The following is a 15,429-nucleotide window of genomic DNA, read 5'->3' on the forward strand; positions in this document are numbered from 1 at the left end:
TCAGGAAAAACCATGCTCATCACCTTATTGGCTGGCGCCGCGGCGCTGGTCCCGGGCGCGTCCGTCGACGAGACGGCGCCCCCCTCGATCGTCGTCACCGGCACGCGGCTTCCCGAAGGCGCGTCGGAACTGACGGGCCGTCCAGGCGGCACCGACCTCGTCACCGCCGAGGAATATAGGAACAAGGCGGCGGTCTCGCTGCGCGACGCGCTGGCCTTCTCGTCCGGCGTCTATGCGCAGCCCCGGTTCGGCCAGGAGGTACGGCTGTCGATCCGCGGCTCGGGCATCAGCCGAGGCTATCACATGCGCGGGCTGACGCTGCTGCAGGACGGCATTCCGATCAACCTCGCCGACGACAATGGCGATTTCCAGGAGCTCGATCCGACGATCCTCGACCGGCTCGAAGTCTATCGCGGCGCCAGCGCCTTCCGCTTCGGCGGAACGACGCTCGGCGGCGCCATCAACGGCGTGACCCCGACCGGCCGGACCTCGCCCGGGGTCCGGGTCCGGGCCGACGGCGGGTCGTTCGACACGGTCCGTGGGCTCGTTTCGGTCGGCGTTGCCGGGAAGGAGGTCGATGGCTGGCTCGCGGTGAACGGCGACCGCAGCGACGGCGACCGCGCGCATGCCCGGCGCGCGGGGCTACGATTCAACGGCAATCTAGGCTGGCAGCCCGCGGCGACCGTGCAGACCCGCTTTTATGTCGGCGCGAACCGGCTTCGGCAGGAGCTGCCCGGGGCGCTGACCTACGACATCGTCCGGAGCCGTCCGGAAACGGGCAGCCTTGTCGGCGACCAGGCCCGCGACATCGATTCGCTGCGCGTGCAGAACCGGACAACGGTCCGGCTCGGGAGCGTCGACCTCGAGGGCGGCGTCTTCGCCAACTGGAAGCGCCTCCACCACCCGATCTTCCAGGTCGTCGAACAGGATTCGGTCGATCGCGGATTGTTCGGGCGGATCGGCTGGACGCGCGGCGTCCTGCAACTGCTCGGCGGCGTGACCGCGCGGTTCGGGACAGTCGATTCGAAGCGCTTCGTCAATCTCGACGGCAAAAGCGGCGCCCGGACGTTCGTGGCCGACCAGACGGCGCGGACGATCGACGTTTATGGCGAGGGACGTCTGGGGCTTGGCGCGGGTCTGACTGCGATCGCCGGCGGGGTCTATACCGATGGCAAGCGCCGGCAGGAGCAGCGGATCCCGATCGCCGTGACCGGGTCGGCGCGCTTCGAACAATTCTCGCCGCGCCTCGGGCTCCTCTGGGAAACCGGCAAGCGGATGCAGCTGTTCGCGAACCTCAGCCGAAGCCACGAACTTCCCGGCTTCATCGAGCTCGCGCAGGTCGCCGCTTTCGTGCCCCTGCGGGCGCAACATGCCTGGACGGCGGACGTCGGCGCGCGCGGGTCGATCGGCGACGTGAGGCTCGATGTAAGCCTCTACCGGGCGCGGGTCCGGGACGAGCTGCTGCAGTTCACGGTCAGCGCCGACATTCCGGCATCGACCTTCAATGCCGGGCGGACCATCCATCAGGGTATCGAGGCCGGACTCGAGGCACCGCTCGCCTCCTGGGCGAGGCTGCGCGCCACCTATCAGTTCAACGACTTCCGCTTCGACCGCGACCGGCAATATGGCGACAATCGCCTGCCGGTCATTCCCAAGCACCTGCTTCGGACCGACCTGCGGTTCGGACCCGAGAAGTGGGGCGTGGCGCCGTCGGTCGAGTGGGTGCCGCAGGGTGCCTTCGCCGACTATCGCAACAGCTTCCGGACGGGCGGCTATGCGCTCCTCGGGCTGACGGGATCGATGGCGATCGACGGCCGGAGCGAGGTCTTCGCCGACCTCCGCAATCTCGCCAACCGCAAGGCGGCGGGCGATGTCGGGGCGGTCATTTCGTGGAACCCGGGAAGCGCGATCTTCTACCCCGTCGAGCGCCGCGCCGTGTTTCTTGGCCTGCGCACGCGCCTCAGCGGAGGCGCACGATGAGCACCGACCTCTATCGCGCATTCTGGCGGTGGCATTTCTATGCGGGGGTGCTCGTCCTCCCCTTTCTCGCGTGGCTGGCGGTGACCGGCGGCCTTTATCTGTTCAAGCCCGAGATCGAGCGGGCGGTTTACGGCGGGTGGGTCACGCTGCCCGCCCCCGCCACGCCCATGGCCATTTCGCGGCTCATCGCCGAGACCGAACGGCAGACAGGGGGCAAGGTGACCCAGGTCGAGCTGCCCGGGACGCCGAGGGAAACCTGGCGGATGCGGGTTGAGGTCGGGGGAGCGGCGCGCACCGCTTTCGTCGATCCGGGCAGCGGCGCCGTGTTGGGAACGGTCGCGGCGGGAGGGATCATGAAGAATGTCCGCGACCTCCACAGCCTCGTCATCACCGGCCCGGTCGGCAACGCGCTGATCGAGATCGCCGCGGGCTGGGCGATCGTGCTCGTGGTGACGGGCCTCGTGCTCTGGTGGCCGCGGGGCGCGAACCGGGCGATCGCGCTCAGGGGACCGACCCGCAGCCGCCGCTTCTGGCGCGACCTCCACGCCACCACCGGATTCCTGGCGGGCGGGATCGTGCTGTTCCTCGCGGTCACGGGCATGCCGTGGTCGGTCGTCTGGGGCGCGCAGGTCCAGCGGCTCGTCACCGCGCATGGCCTCGGTCGGCCCAAGGCGCCGGGCCCGCAGCCGTGGGAGCTCGAGAACGGTGCCGGCCATGGCGGGCATGGCAGCGCGGCGGCGCAGAAGGACGCGCTGCCTTGGGCGCTGCAGGCGGGACCGAGGCCGATGGCGAGCGGGACGGCGGACATCGGCGTCGACCGCGCGCTGCGGCTGGCGACCGGCCGCGGCCTCACCGCGCCTCTCACCATCACCCTCCCGGCGGCGTCCGGCCAGCCCTATGGCTTCAGCAAGGTGGCCGCGCGGGCGGAGGACGGCCGCGCCATCTATGTCGAACCGAGCAGCGGCAGGGTGCTCCAGGACGCGGGCTACGCCGGGTTCGGGAGGGGCGCGCAGCTCATCGAATGGGGCATCGCCACGCATCAGGGCCAGGAATATGGCCCGGCCAATCGCTGGATCATGCTGGCCGGGTGCCTCGCCCTGCTGATCCTGTGCGTTTCGGCGCCCATCCTGTGGTGGAAGCGCCGGACCGGGGATAAGCTGACGCTCCCGCCGGCGCCCAGGGCCGGGGCCCGGACCGGGGCCGCCGCGGCCACGGCTGCCGTGCTCGGCGTCATCTATCCGCTGACGGGCGCGACGATGGCGCTGGTGTGGCTGTTCGACCGACTGGTTCGACGGCAGGAAGGCGCATCAGGAGCCGGATGACGGAGCTGCGCCAATCTCGACCGTGACGAGATCGTTTCGGCTCCGACCAAGTGGTTGCAACGGTTGGACTAATTCCATGAACGCTTCGGCGACAACATGGTATCGACTTCTATCCTCGGCCAAGGTGGACATCTAGTCCGGACGCTCGTCAGGCAAGCGGGCTGGCGGAGCTTTTCAGACATATCGACTATCTGCGGCGGGGAATCCAATGATCGGTATCAACCTATCCGGGGCCGAATTCGGCCGCGGGAGCACTTATGGTGTCGACTACCACTATCCTGACCTAAACGAGATCAAGTTCTATGCCGACAAGGGTGTCGGCCTCATCCGCCTTCCCTTCAGCTGGGAGCGGATGCAGCCGACGCTGGGCGGGGGGCTCAGCCAGACCGAGCTGGCGCATATGAAGCAGTTTCTCGCCGACGCGCAGACCGCGGGCGTCAAGGTCATCATCGATCTGCACAATTACGGCCGGTACAACGGCAATCCGATCGGCAGCTGGGCGGTGCAGCCGTGGCAGTTCGCCGATTTCTGGCAAAAGCTCGCGAGCGAACTCAAGGGCATTCCGGCGATCGTCGGCTACGGCATCATGAACGAGCCGCACGACATGCCGAACAACTGGGTGTGGAAGCAGGCCGCGCAGAGCGCGGTCGATGCGATCCGCAAGGTCGATTCGAGCGAGGCCATCTACGTCAATGGCGACGGCTGGTCGGGCGCGCACAGCTGGAAGGCCATCAACGGGGACTTCATCCTCAACGACCCCGCCAACAACGTCATTTACGAGGCCCACCAGTATTTCGACCGCGATTCCTCGGGCACCTATCGCGGCAATTACGACCAGGAGGGCGCCTATGCCGACGCCGGCGTCGACCGGCTTCGCCCCTTCGTCGATTGGCTGAAGGAGCATAATCTCAAGGGCTACATCGGCGAGTTCGGCGCACCCAGCAACGACTGGCGCTGGATCGAGCTCGAGAAGCGCGCGGTCGACTACATGAAGGCCAACGGCCTGACCGCGACGGCGTGGGGCGGCGGCAGCTGGTGGCCGTCGGACTATTCGATGTTCATGGGCAGCCCCGACAAGGGACAGACCAACTATTTCGAGATGCTCAAGGGCTATTTCGACAAATATACCGATGCGACGGCTTATGTCGCGCCGACGACCTCGGTCACTCTAGCGCCCGCGCCTGCCCCCGCACCCGCACCGGCGCCTGCGCCTGTCGTGAGCGGACCCACGGGGCTCGACCAGAATGCCTATAACGTTATCAACGGGACGCCCGGCAATGACTGGAACGGCGGCACCGGCGGGAACGACTGGTTCAACGGCAATGGCGGTGCCGACACGCTCAACGGGGGCAGCGGTATCGACATCGTCAGCTATCACTGGTCGGGCGCGGCGGTCGACGTCGACCTCGAGCGCGCCTCCCAGCTTTACGGCGACGCGCATGGCGACCGCCTGTCGGGGATCGAGCAGGTCGCCGGCAGCCGCAACGACGATCGACTCCACGGCGACTGGAACAGCAACACCCTGATCGGGAACGACGGCAACGACTGGCTCGACGGCGGCGGCGGCGCCGACGTGCTGATCGGCGGCAATGGTGCGGACACGTTCAGCTTCGCCTCGGCCGACCAGGCCAATGGCGACCGCATTGCCGACTGGAACTGGGACGACCGGATCGACCTCAGCCGGATCGACGCCAACACCAATTCGGGCGGCGACCAAGCCTTCCGCAACATCGGCTCGAACGGCTTCACCCACAATGCGGGCGAGCTTCGGGTCTATGAGGAGAATGGCCACACGCTCGTCGCCGGCGACGTGAACGGCGATGGCTGGGCCGACTTCACCATCCAGGTCGATCGCATCGGCGGGATCGGCGGGTTTATTTTCTGATGGCGATTCCCGGCCCGTTTTCCGATGGGCCGGGAAAATCCTTTGCGATCAATTCCATGTCTCTTCGCCGCCACAGTTTTCCGTCCTCAAGCGATACACAGGCGAAATAACGCAACTACAGCAGTGATTGTCCGTTTAGCGTTTCGTTAACCATCGGGTGTGCGCGAAGCGACGTCGAGGGCAATCGGACCGCACGCCTCGCTGCTGCTGCCATGCCCCTCCTCACGTGACGACGTCGGCCCGATCCTCGCATCGCTTCCGCGGTGCCTGTCTGTGGAGGCGTAATGACGATAGGGCTCAATATCTCCGGCGGCGAATTCAACGGAACCGGAGGCACAGCCGACTCCACCTACCATTACCCAAGCCTCAGCGACCTGCAGTTCTACAATGCCAAGGGCGTGGACCTCATCCGCGTGCCGGTCGTGTGGGAGCGCCTGCAGGACAGCCTCGGCGGGCCGCTCGACCTCAGCGGCGACATCGCCTTGTTGAAGCAGATGATGGTCAACGCCGCCTCGCTCGGCATGGACGTGATCATCGATCTCCACAGCTACGGCCGGTATAACGGCATTCCCATCGGCGCCCCCGGCGGCCCGACGGTCGAGCAGTTCGCCGCCTTCTGGAAGGCGATGGCGACCGAGTTCAAGGACTATCCGGCGCTCGCCGGCTACGACCTGATGAACGAGCCGCACGACATGCCGACCCCGACCACCTGGAAGACGGCGGCACAGGCGGCGACCGACGCGATCCGCTCGGTCGACACCAGCAACATCATCTACATGGAAGGCGACGGCTGGTCGTCGGCCCACACCTGGCTCGACAACAACGCCAACATGATCATCAACGACCCCACGGGGAAGATGATCTACGTCGCCCACAGCTATTACGACAATTACAATCAGGGCTTCTACAACGGCAGCTATGATCAGGAGCATGCCTATCCGACGATCGGTGTCGACCGGCTGAAGCCCTTCGTCGACTGGCTCAACGCCAACGGCCTCAAGGGGCAGGTCGGCGAGTTCGGCGTGCCGAGCGACGATCCCCGCTGGCTCGAAGTGCAGAAGATCACGCTCGATTACATGAACGCCCAGGGCCTCGAGGGCATCGCCTGGGGCGGCGGGACATGGTTCGCGACCAACTACAAGCTGTTCACCGCCGCGCCCGGCACGGCGGATTCGGCGTACATGAACCTGCTCGAAAATTACTTCACCAAGTATCAGGATCCGTTCGGCGGGACGACGCCTCCTCCGCCTCCGCCTCCGCCTCCCTCCACGGGCGTCGCGCCGGTGATCGCGCTGGAATCGCAGGGCGCTTATGAAAATGGCGGATTCATCACGTTCACCCTCACTCGTTCGGGCGATCTGTCGGCAGCCTCCTCGGTCAATTTCGCGACCGCCGACGGCTCGGCGCAGGCGGGCCAGGATTATGTCGCCTCGACAGGGACGGTGACCTTTGCCGCCGGCCAGGCGAGCGCCACGGTGAAGATCGCGATCATCGACGACACGCTGGTCGAATATAACGAGAGCATGCGGCTGCTCCTGTCGGGGGCGAGCAACGCCACGCTGAAGGACGTGATGGCCTACGGGACCATCATCAGCGACGACACGGTCAACACGCCGCCTTCGCCGGCCGCGCCGCAGGTGGCGATCGCCGACGTCACCGCCAACGAGGCGACCGGGGCGATCACCTTCACCCTGACCCGCTCGGGCGACCTGTCTGGCGCCTCCTCGGTGAATTTCGCCACCGCCGACGGCAGCGCGATCGCGGGCTCGGACTATGTCGCCAAGAGCGGCACGGTGTCCTTCGCCGCCGGCGCGGCCACCGCGACCGTGACGGTGACCCTCGTCAACGACACGCTGGTCGAGGGCAACGAGACGTTGCTCCTCAACCTCACTGGCGGGAGCAACGCCACGATCGCCGACAACCAGGCGGTCGGCACCATCGTCAGCGACGATCTCGCCCCCGCGCCGGTGAAGCCGAGCGTCGCGGTCAACGATGTCACCGCCAACGAGGCGAACGGCACCCTTACCTTCACGTTGACCCGGACCGGCGACCTTTCGGCGGCGTCCTCGGTCAATTTCGCGACTGCGGACGGAACGGCGTTGGCCGGCTCGGACTATGTCGCCAGGAGCGGCACGGCTTCGTTCGCCGCCGGCGCGGCAACCGCGACGGTGACGATCAACCTCGTCAACGACACCCTGGTCGAGGGCAACGAGACCTTGCTCCTAAACCTCGCCGGCGGGAGCAACATCACGATCGCCGACGCGCAGGGGGTCGGGACGATCGTCAGCGACGACGTCGCCCCGCCGCCGCCGACCGGAATCGCGCCGAGCATTTCGGTCGATGGTTCGGGTGTGGGCGAGAGCGAAGGCCTGCTGACCTTCACGCTCACGCGATCGGGCGACCTGTCGGCGGCTTCGACGGTCAACTACGCCACCGCCGACGGATCGGCGCAGGCCGGCCTCGATTATGTTGCCGCCGCCGGGACGATCACCTTCGCGGCCGGCCAGGCGACCGCGATCGTCAAGGTCGCGGTGATCGACGACGCACTCGTCGAGTATAACGAGAGCTTCCGCCTGGTCCTGTCGGGCGGCTCGAATGCCACCATCGCCAATGGCCAGGCCTATGCCACCATCGTCAACGACGACACGGCGACGAGCGCCTCGACCCTCGTCCTCAAGGGGACCGATCTCGCCGAGACGATCACCGGCAGCGGTGCCAAGGAGACCATCTTCGGCCTTGGCGGCAACGACGTGATCAACGGTGGCGGCGGCGGCGACCAGCTCGTCGGTGGCCTCGGCAACGACACGTTCGTGTTCGACACGTCGGCGACCGCCAACGGGCAGAAGGTGCTCGATTTCACTGTCGGGGCCGACAAGCTCGACTTCACGAAGTTCGATGCGAGCACGCTGGCGACCGGCGTCCAGAAGTTCACCTGGATCGACGAGGCCGCGTTCGGCAGCCAGGCCGGGCAACTCCGCCAGTATGACGCCGGCGGGCATCATTACGTCGCGGGCGACACGAACGGCGACGGGGTGGCCGACTTCACCATCGAGGTCATGGGCGTCACCCACCTCAGCGCGAGCGACCTGTTCCTGTAATCCGAGAAGCAGCAACGCGGGCGTGGCGACCGGATCCGATCTGGTTCCGGGGCCACGCCGCTTGCTCGACCATTGACAGCCGGGTCGCTAGAACGACCTTGTCCGAGTGCCGCCTTGGGCCACATCGGAACCGAACCGGCATTCGGCGGCTTGTAGGGCCTGAGTGATCACATCATGCTTCTGACCATGGCTGAGGAACAGGCGTCTGGCACTGCCCGCGAGTCGGTGAGTGCATCGTCGCGTCCCTGCCACATCGCCAGCCCGAGGCTTCGTCGTTGACACAGGGTGAGCCCGCGAAGGGCCGCGATAGCGCCGGGCAACCGCCGCGCATCTTCGGGCTCGAACTGAGCCTGCTCGATCGCGAGCAACTCATCGAGGAGTTACTGGCGACGCCGCGCGCTCCCGATGGCGCAAAGCTCCTCGCCACGGTCAATGTCGACCACGTCGTCACCCTGCGCACCGACCAGCGGTTCCGCGAGGCCTATGACAGTGCGTGGCGCATCACGGTCGATGGCGCGCCCGTCTATCTCTACGCCCGGGCGAGCGGCATTCCGCTGCCCGGCCGAGTGACCGGCGCGGACCTCTTCGCTTCGCTGATCGATCGTTGGGATCCCGCGCAGCACCGGCTCTACATGCTGGTCGCCAACGAGGAAGCGGCTGCACGCATGACGCGCCGCCTCGCAGAGCGCGGCTATGACGAGACGACGCTGACCATCGAGGTCCCGCGCTTCGGGTTCGAGAAGGACGCGGCGTATAACGAGGCGCTGACCGCCCGGATCCGCGCCAAGGCGCCGACCCACATCATCCTCGGCCTCGGCGCGCCCAAGTCCGAAATCTGGGCGTACGAGCATCGCGCCGCGCTCGGCGACGCCTTCATCCTGTGCGTCGGCGCCGCGATCGAGTTCGCGACCGGATTGAAGCAGCGCTCACCGCTTTTCATGCGGCGGGTGGGCATGGAATGGATGTGGCGCTTCGGAACCGAGCCGCGGCGCCTGTTCCACCGTTATTTCATCCGCTCCTTCGGCTTCATCCTGGCGATGCTGGCGGACCGACCGGGGACGGCCGCGGTGCCGGGACGGCGCGACTGAGGTGCTCACGCGAGCGCCACTGAAAGCGGTCCGGATCGATCAGCCGCCGATCGCGGCTTCCTCTCCCTTGCCTGCCGAGCAGACCAAAGGCGCGATGCCCGAGATGCAGATCCTGTGGGCGGCGGCGCTGTTCAACCTCCTGCTCTGCTTCGTCGACACCAATGCCCTCCGGCTGAGCCCGCTCCCGGTGATGGCCGCCGAGGCCGCGATCCTGGCCGCCGCCTTCTTCCTGCCCTTCACCCGGCCGGGTCGAGCGCCGGGACGATTTGACGCGCTCCTGCTGCTGATGGTGATCAGCTGGCTGTTCTTCGCGATCCTCCGCCAGCAGATCGACCCCAAATATCTGCGCGACGTCGCGATCATGCCGATCTTCGTGCTGCTCGGTCTTCATAGCCGGACCGAGGGCTTTCACCCGCGCCTGTTCTGGCTGCACATGGTGATCGTCGCTTTCGCCCTGTGGGAAGCGCTCGACGTCCAGGGGTTCGTCCGGGTCTTCTCGATCGCCGACTATTTCGCCCACACGCGCGGAAGCGACAGCCAGGACTGGTGGGTCGACAGCGGGCTTTACCTCAGTGCGGTGCGGCCCGAGGCGCGCTTCCTCTTCCCCGATCTCGCCCTCCACCGCCTGTCCTCGGTGTTCCTCGAACCGGTGTCGCTCGGCAATTACGTGGTGATCGCGACCATATGGCTCGCGGGCTGGTGGCGGCAGATCCCGCGGACGATGGCGTGGGTGGCGGTGGCCGGAACCCTCTTCCTGCTGGTCGGAAGCGACAGCCGGATGGCGACCGTGGCCTGCCTCGCGATCCTCGCCGCCTTGCCGGTCAAGCGCTTCATTCCCCGCCTCGCCCCGGTCTTCGTCGCCCCGGTCGTGATCGCGGCCATGGTCCTGGCGGTGGTACTGCTCGGGCTCGAAACGGGGCTCGACACATTCGGGGGCCGGATCGCGCATGCGGTCGAGCTGTTCCACGACTTTACGCTCGCGAACTGGGCGGGGCTTGCGCTCGACAAGCTCAAGGCCGCCGAAGATGCGGGCTTCGGGTACCTCATCATGGTCCATTCGCTACCCGTGGCGGCGACGATCTGGATCCTGCTGTTCCGGCGCGAATTGCGGACGGTCGAGGGTCGTTACATGCATCTCGCCATCGCGATCTACGTTGCGCTCAACCTCACCGTCAGCTGGTCGATCTTCTCGATCAAGACCGCGGCGCTGCTCTGGTTCATGCTCGGCCGGTCGATCCGCGAGGACGAGGAAGCGCCCGAAGCCATCGCCGCGAACGGCGCAAGTGTCGCTCAGCGCTCGCCCTTGAGAAGCGCGACATAGGCATCGATCATGCGGGCGGGTGCGTATCGCTCGCCCAAGGCGGCCGCGAACCGGTCGAGCTCGGTCCTGGCAAGCGGCGCATCGATCCGCTTGCGGATGGCGCGCGCCCAGGCATCGCTATCATCGGGATCGAGGAAGGTGACGGGCGAATGGCCCGCGATCGTCAACACCTCGCGCAGGACGGCGATGTCGGCGACGAGCGTCGGCAGGCCGAGCAACGCGGCTTCCACCGCCGAAATGCCGAAGGTCTCGTGGACCGAGGGGAAGACAAAGAGGTCGGCCGCACCGTAAAGCTCGAGCGCCTCGACGTGGGGCAGCGCGCCGAGCAAATGCAGGCGGTCGGCGACCCCGAGGCTTTCCGCCAGTGCTTCGATCGCCGCGCGGTCCTGCCCGTCCCCAGCCACCACCAGCCGGCAATCGCGGAGCGCGACCAGCGCGCGCACCAGCACGCTCTGGTTCTTCTGGTCGTCGAGCCTGGCGGTGTTGAGAAGGATGCGGCGGTCGTCGGGGATGGCGTGCTTCGCCAGCGTCTGGCTGCGGGTCTGCCGCACCGTCGGCCGCTCCACCCCATGCTCGATCAGCTTGATCCGGCGACGATAGGCCTCCGGATAACGGCCGAACTGGTCACCGGTGTACGCGGTGTTGACGACGTTGACCGGATAAAGCCCGAGGGTGCCGAGAAGCGCGCTCGTCCATCGGACCGGCGCCTTGGTCGCCGAGGGAACGGTGGTCTGATGAATGATGGTGCGGCGGCGTCCGACGAGGAGACCGGCCAGCGAGGCGACGATCGAGGGCCCGGCCTGATAGGCGATCACCGCCGTACCGGGCTCACGCATCAGGCGCCTTGCGAGGCTTGCCGCGCCCTTGAGCTTCTCGGCGAACGACATGCCGGGCCGCGGAGTCATGAAGATGGTCTCGGAAGCGAAGCCATGCCTAGCAAGGCCGGCCGCGACGCTGTCGGCAAGCGCGAGCACACCGCCCGGATCTGGCGAGTGAATGACCTGAACGACGCGCGTCGACACGCCCGCCAGGCCGACGGGGCCCCCGCCCTCCTTACCTATGGTCTTTCGCATCGTCATCGTGGCCATCGAGGCACGCCATCACCGGTTACTTGCGTCGACAACCCGCAACGCCGAGCCCGGTTCAACTGCCCCTCATCGGGACTCCCGAAACCTTTCGTAGGTGGAACTAAATTTAACGGCTCCGCGTTTGGAACCAGGCGTCATTGATCGCGATGCACGCCCTTTGTCCATGGAAAGCTCCCGATGGGTTGGTATGAAAGCGTCAGTCAGTTCGCGGCTGAGCAAATTGGCGGCCGGAGCCGGGCGAATTCGTCGCCCGCGTTCGACGAACCGCGTGATGGCCTGATGTTGCGCGATGGCGACCGGGAGCCGGAGCATCGCGCCTATGAGGCGATGATGCCCCTGCTTTCCATTCCCCGGCACCTCGACACCACCGCGCTCGACCAGGTCTACATGGCCTTCGACGTCTCGCAGCCGGTTGGGCAGCCCGAGGATCTGCGCGGTCGCGACCAGGAAGTGAAGGGCCTGCTGAGCGGCGTTCTCCATCGCCGCAACCACGGCATCGTCTCGGGCCCACGTGGCTCGGGCAAGACGTCGCTGGTGCGGGTGTTCGGCCAATATGCCGACCGCGAAGGCGTGGTGGTGCTCTATTCGGCGTGCGACGACGGCACGAGCTTTGGCGAGCTTATCCGCTCCTATCTGGAGCAGATACCGCCGGCGATGGTCGACCCCTCGATGGTCGAGCTGTTCGAGCAGCGCGTGATCAGCTTCGGCGCGGACAGCAGTCCCTATCAGGCGACGGGCGTCCTCTCGATGCTCAAATATTCGCAGCTGGTGGTGGTGCTCGATGAATTCGACCGGATCACCGACCCCGAGATGCACGACAAGATCAGCTCGCTCCTGAAGCTGGTGTCCGATGCGCGTCTGCCCGTCCGCTTCGTGCTGGTCGGCGGCAACTCGGCCTTTGCCGACATCGTCCGGGCCCACCCCTCGATGATGCGCCACATCACCCGCGTCTCGACCGCGCCGCTTTCGGGCGAAGCGATCGACGACCTCCTCGACAGCTGCGCCGAGCGCTGCAATCTCGCCTTCAGCGATTCGAGCCGGGAGCTCATTCGCGAAGTGGCCTGCGGTTCGCCCTATCACGCGCGCCTCTTCGGCATGCACGGTGCGCTCAATGCGCTCGCCGCCAGCTCGAATGCGATCGAGCTCGAGCATGTCGAAAGCGGCCTCGACGAGGCGTTCGAGGAGTGGTCGATGCTCAATCCCGAGGACGCGCAGGTCTTCCGTGACATCATGCAGGGCCGCTTCGGCGCTGCGGGGACGCTGACCGAATTCGCCCGGCGCGTTGCCTGGCACAATGCCGACGACGATTTCGCGCGCGACTGGAAACTTCAGGGCCGTCCTTCGGGCGAGCCGCCGGCGGTGATCGCCGACCTCGCGCCCACGGTGCAGATGATCGACGGCCACGCCACCTTCCGCGACGCGACCGCGCCGCAATTCCTGCTCGCGCTCAGCCAGGTCCGGCAGCCGAGCGCCCCTCGCTTGACCGGCGGTGCCCGTGCTTAGTTTCTACGACTGGATCGATGCGATCCGCTACCGCTGGAAGCTCGTCGCCTTCGCGACCGGCGTCCTGCTCGTGCTGTCCCTGCTCTACATCCTGGTCGCGCCGCGGACCTACACCGCGACTTCGAGCCTGCTGCTCGATACCGGCGCGCCCGATCCGCTGAGCGACGACAAGGCGGGCGGTTCTGCACCCGACAATCGCCAGATCGTCGCGACGCAGGCCGACCTCGTCCGTTCGCCTCACGTGGCCGGCCAGGCCGCCCTCATCTCGGGTGTCGCCAAGGAAGCCGAATATCAGGCCAAGTGGCGCAAGGAGACCGACGAGAAGCAGCCCTATGCGGCGTGGATCAGCGACGAGATGCGCAAGTCGCTGACCGTCGAACCCGGCCGTGACACCAACGTGCTGCTGATCCAGGCCAAGGCCCGCAATCCGCAGGACGCCGCCAAGATTGCCAACGGGTTCGCCCGTGCGTCGGTGGATTCGCAGTACAAGCTGCGGACCGAGCCGGCCAAGGCCTATGCCACCTGGCTCGAGAACAGCCTCCAGACCGCGCGCACCGACGTGGTCAAGAAGCAGGACGAGCTCGCCGCCTTCACCAAGGCGACCGGAATCGTGAACAACGGCGACCTGACGAGCGAAGGCAATGCCATGGCCGACGTCTCGACCCAGCTTGCCACCGCCGAAGCCCGTGCCGCCGCCGCCCGCCAGTCGGCGTTCGAAGGCGCGCAGGGTCGCGGCGACGCCGAGAAGAGCGAAGGCATCCAGCGTCTTCGAGCCTCGGTCGCCGAGAAGAGCGCCCAGCTGTCGCAGCTCGAGTCGGTCTTCGGGCCGGAATATCCGGACGTAAAGAAGACTCGAGCCGAGCTCGGCACGCTCCAGTCGCAGCTCAACTCGCAGGTCTCGCAGACCGCCGGCGCCTTGAGTTCGGCGCGCGGCGCCGAAGCGGCCGCCGAACGCGCTGCCGCTGCCGCCAGCGAAGCGCGTCTGCGCAACCTTGCCGCGCAGCAGCGTGCCCGCGTTGCCGGCCAGTCGAACAACCTCGCGCAGTTCCAGCGTCTCCAGAACGAGTTCGCTGCGGCGCAGAAGACCTTCAACGACCTCAACACGCGCCTTACGCGGATGCGACTGCAGAGCGCGGTTCCGCTGACCGGTGTACAGGTGCTCGACACCGCGACCGCGCCGATCGTTCCGAGCTCACCCAACGTTCCGCTGACGCTCGCGCTTGCGACGATGCTCGGCGCGCTGCTCGGCGCGGCCGGGGCCATCTGGCTCGAATATCGCGATCCGCGGGTCCGCAGCCGCGGCGGGATCGAGCGCCTGCTCGGGGCCCCGGTGGTCGGCCGCATCGCGCTGCCGGTCGGCCAGCGCACCATTGCCAACCGCGACGGCGACGGTCCGTTGCTTCTCGAAGGACAGGCGGCCTGATGCGTCTCTCGACACTCGAAAAGCCGCCGCTCGACGGCGCCCGCGACACCCTTCCGGCGACGATCGACGGCGAGGTCCGGTCGGAGCCGGGCCGAAACGCTTATTATGAGGGGCCGCAGCTCGATCCCGAGCTTGCCGCGCAATTGCGCGACCTGCTGAACAACCTGGCGCACGGCCAGGCGATCCAGCGGACCCCGCAGCGGCTTGCCATCACCGGCGTGCACACCGAGACCGAAGCGTCCTTCCTCGCGAGCAACATCGCGATGACGGCGGCGCGGTCGGGTTACCGGGTGCTGCTGGTGGACGCCAATTTCCGTAATCCCGGCGTGCATCGGACCTTCGGCCTGTCGACCAGCCGCGGGCTGTCAACGCTGCTGTCGTCGCCCAACCCGCCGCATTCGGTGCCGCAGGCGACCCCGGTTCCCAACCTCGCCGCGATCACCATCGGTCCCGACACAGGCAACTGGTCGAGCCTGGTCACCCGCGAGCAGATCTTCCACCGCCTCGAGCCGCTGGCCTCGAGCTTCGACTATATCGTCGTCGATTGCGGCAATCCGGCCCCGTCGCTGGTCGGCCGGATCAGCGCCGGCGCCGACAATGTCGTGATCGCCGTCAAGGAGCATGTCTCCTCGATGCGCGAACTGACCGCCATCGTCGACACGCTGCGCAGCGAAGGCGTCGCCGAGCCGGCGATCCTGATGGTGGCCTGATGCGCCAAGGA

The 15,429-nt window shown here is 67.0% G+C and carries 10 protein-coding genes; 9 read left to right on the top strand and 1 reads right to left on the bottom strand.

Annotation, left to right across the window (positions count from 1 at the left end; translation table 11 throughout):
- The first annotated feature begins 12 nt into the window (after positions 1-12).
- The 6 genes from ABD693_RS02570 to ABD693_RS02595 all read left to right on the top strand — a co-directional run bounded on the left by ABD693_RS02570 (position 13) and on the right by ABD693_RS02595 (position 10,694).
- Positions 13-1,980 carry a TonB-dependent receptor family protein gene (locus tag ABD693_RS02570; protein ID WP_344695425.1) on the top strand — a complete coding sequence of 656 codons (1,968 nt, stop codon included), beginning with the start codon at positions 13-15 and terminating at the stop codon, positions 1,978-1,980.
- Complete coding sequence (locus ABD693_RS02575) at positions 1,977-3,302, top strand: PepSY-associated TM helix domain-containing protein (RefSeq protein ID WP_344695426.1); 1,326 nt, start codon at positions 1,977-1,979, stop codon at positions 3,300-3,302. Before ABD693_RS02570 ends, ABD693_RS02575 begins: the two co-directional genes overlap by 4 nt.
- 208 nt (positions 3,303-3,510) lie before the next feature.
- Positions 3,511-5,187 (top strand): cellulase family glycosylhydrolase, encoded by a 1,677-nt coding sequence (locus ABD693_RS02580; RefSeq protein ID WP_344695427.1) that lies wholly within the window; start codon positions 3,511-3,513, stop codon positions 5,185-5,187.
- A 284-nt stretch (positions 5,188-5,471) separates the two neighbouring features.
- On the top strand, positions 5,472-8,285 hold the full coding sequence (locus ABD693_RS02585; protein ID WP_344695428.1) for a Calx-beta domain-containing protein: 2,814 nt from the start codon (positions 5,472-5,474) through the stop codon (positions 8,283-8,285).
- A gap of 275 nt (positions 8,286-8,560) precedes the next feature.
- The gene (locus ABD693_RS02590) at positions 8,561-9,373 is read left to right on the top strand and encodes a WecB/TagA/CpsF family glycosyltransferase (RefSeq protein WP_344695429.1); all 813 of its coding nucleotides are present in this window, start codon (positions 8,561-8,563) and stop codon (positions 9,371-9,373) included.
- A gap of 103 nt (positions 9,374-9,476) precedes the next feature.
- Complete coding sequence (locus ABD693_RS02595) at positions 9,477-10,694, top strand: hypothetical protein (protein ID WP_344695430.1); 1,218 nt, start codon at positions 9,477-9,479, stop codon at positions 10,692-10,694.
- Here the strand turns inward: ABD693_RS02595 and ABD693_RS02600 are convergent.
- A complete protein-coding gene (locus ABD693_RS02600; protein ID WP_344695431.1) occupies positions 10,664-11,782 on the bottom strand; it encodes a glycosyltransferase family 4 protein in 1,119 nt (372 codons plus the stop codon). The genes ABD693_RS02595 and ABD693_RS02600 overlap by 31 nt on opposite strands.
- 279 nt (positions 11,783-12,061) lie before the next feature.
- On the opposite strand from ABD693_RS02600, the gene ABD693_RS02605 reads away from it, so the two are divergent.
- From ABD693_RS02605 to ABD693_RS02615, 3 genes are read left to right on the top strand one after another with little or no spacing between them, the layout of a single operon-like run.
- On the top strand, positions 12,062-13,285 hold the full coding sequence (locus ABD693_RS02605) for an ATP-binding protein (RefSeq protein ID WP_344695432.1): 1,224 nt from the start codon (positions 12,062-12,064) through the stop codon (positions 13,283-13,285).
- Positions 13,278-14,708 (top strand): GNVR domain-containing protein, encoded by a 1,431-nt coding sequence (locus ABD693_RS02610; protein WP_344695433.1) that lies wholly within the window; start codon positions 13,278-13,280, stop codon positions 14,706-14,708. The genes ABD693_RS02605 and ABD693_RS02610 overlap by 8 nt, the downstream gene beginning before the upstream one ends.
- The gene (locus tag ABD693_RS02615) at positions 14,708-15,418 is read left to right on the top strand and encodes a CpsD/CapB family tyrosine-protein kinase (protein WP_344695434.1); all 711 of its coding nucleotides are present in this window, start codon (positions 14,708-14,710) and stop codon (positions 15,416-15,418) included. Before ABD693_RS02610 ends, ABD693_RS02615 begins: the two co-directional genes overlap by 1 nt.
- The last annotated feature ends 11 nt before the right edge of the window (positions 15,419-15,429 follow it).

Origin of the sequence: Sphingomonas rosea (genome assembly GCF_039538065.1) — a bacterium.
Taxonomy (GTDB): Bacteria; Pseudomonadota; Alphaproteobacteria; order Sphingomonadales; family Sphingomonadaceae; genus Sphingomicrobium; species Sphingomicrobium rosea.

Excerpts from the sequence above, each read along its gene's own strand:
- ABD693_RS02585 (WP_344695428.1), top strand. The coding sequence starts at position 5,472 with ATGACGATAGGGCTCAATATCTCCGGCGGCGAATTCAACGGAACCGGA.
- ABD693_RS02605 (WP_344695432.1), top strand. The coding sequence starts at position 12,062 with ATGTTGCGCGATGGCGACCGGGAGCCGGAGCATCGCGCCTATGAGGCG.
- ABD693_RS02575 (WP_344695426.1), top strand. The coding sequence starts at position 1,977 with ATGAGCACCGACCTCTATCGCGCATTCTGGCGGTGGCATTTCTATGCG.
- ABD693_RS02600 (WP_344695431.1), bottom strand. The coding sequence starts at position 11,782 with ATGGCCACGATGACGATGCGAAAGACCATAGGTAAGGAGGGCGGGGGC.
- ABD693_RS02570 (WP_344695425.1), top strand. The coding sequence starts at position 13 with ATGCTCATCACCTTATTGGCTGGCGCCGCGGCGCTGGTCCCGGGCGCG.
- ABD693_RS02615 (WP_344695434.1), top strand. The coding sequence starts at position 14,708 with ATGCGTCTCTCGACACTCGAAAAGCCGCCGCTCGACGGCGCCCGCGAC.
- ABD693_RS02580 (WP_344695427.1), top strand. The coding sequence starts at position 3,511 with ATGATCGGTATCAACCTATCCGGGGCCGAATTCGGCCGCGGGAGCACT.
- ABD693_RS02595 (WP_344695430.1), top strand. The coding sequence starts at position 9,477 with ATGCAGATCCTGTGGGCGGCGGCGCTGTTCAACCTCCTGCTCTGCTTC.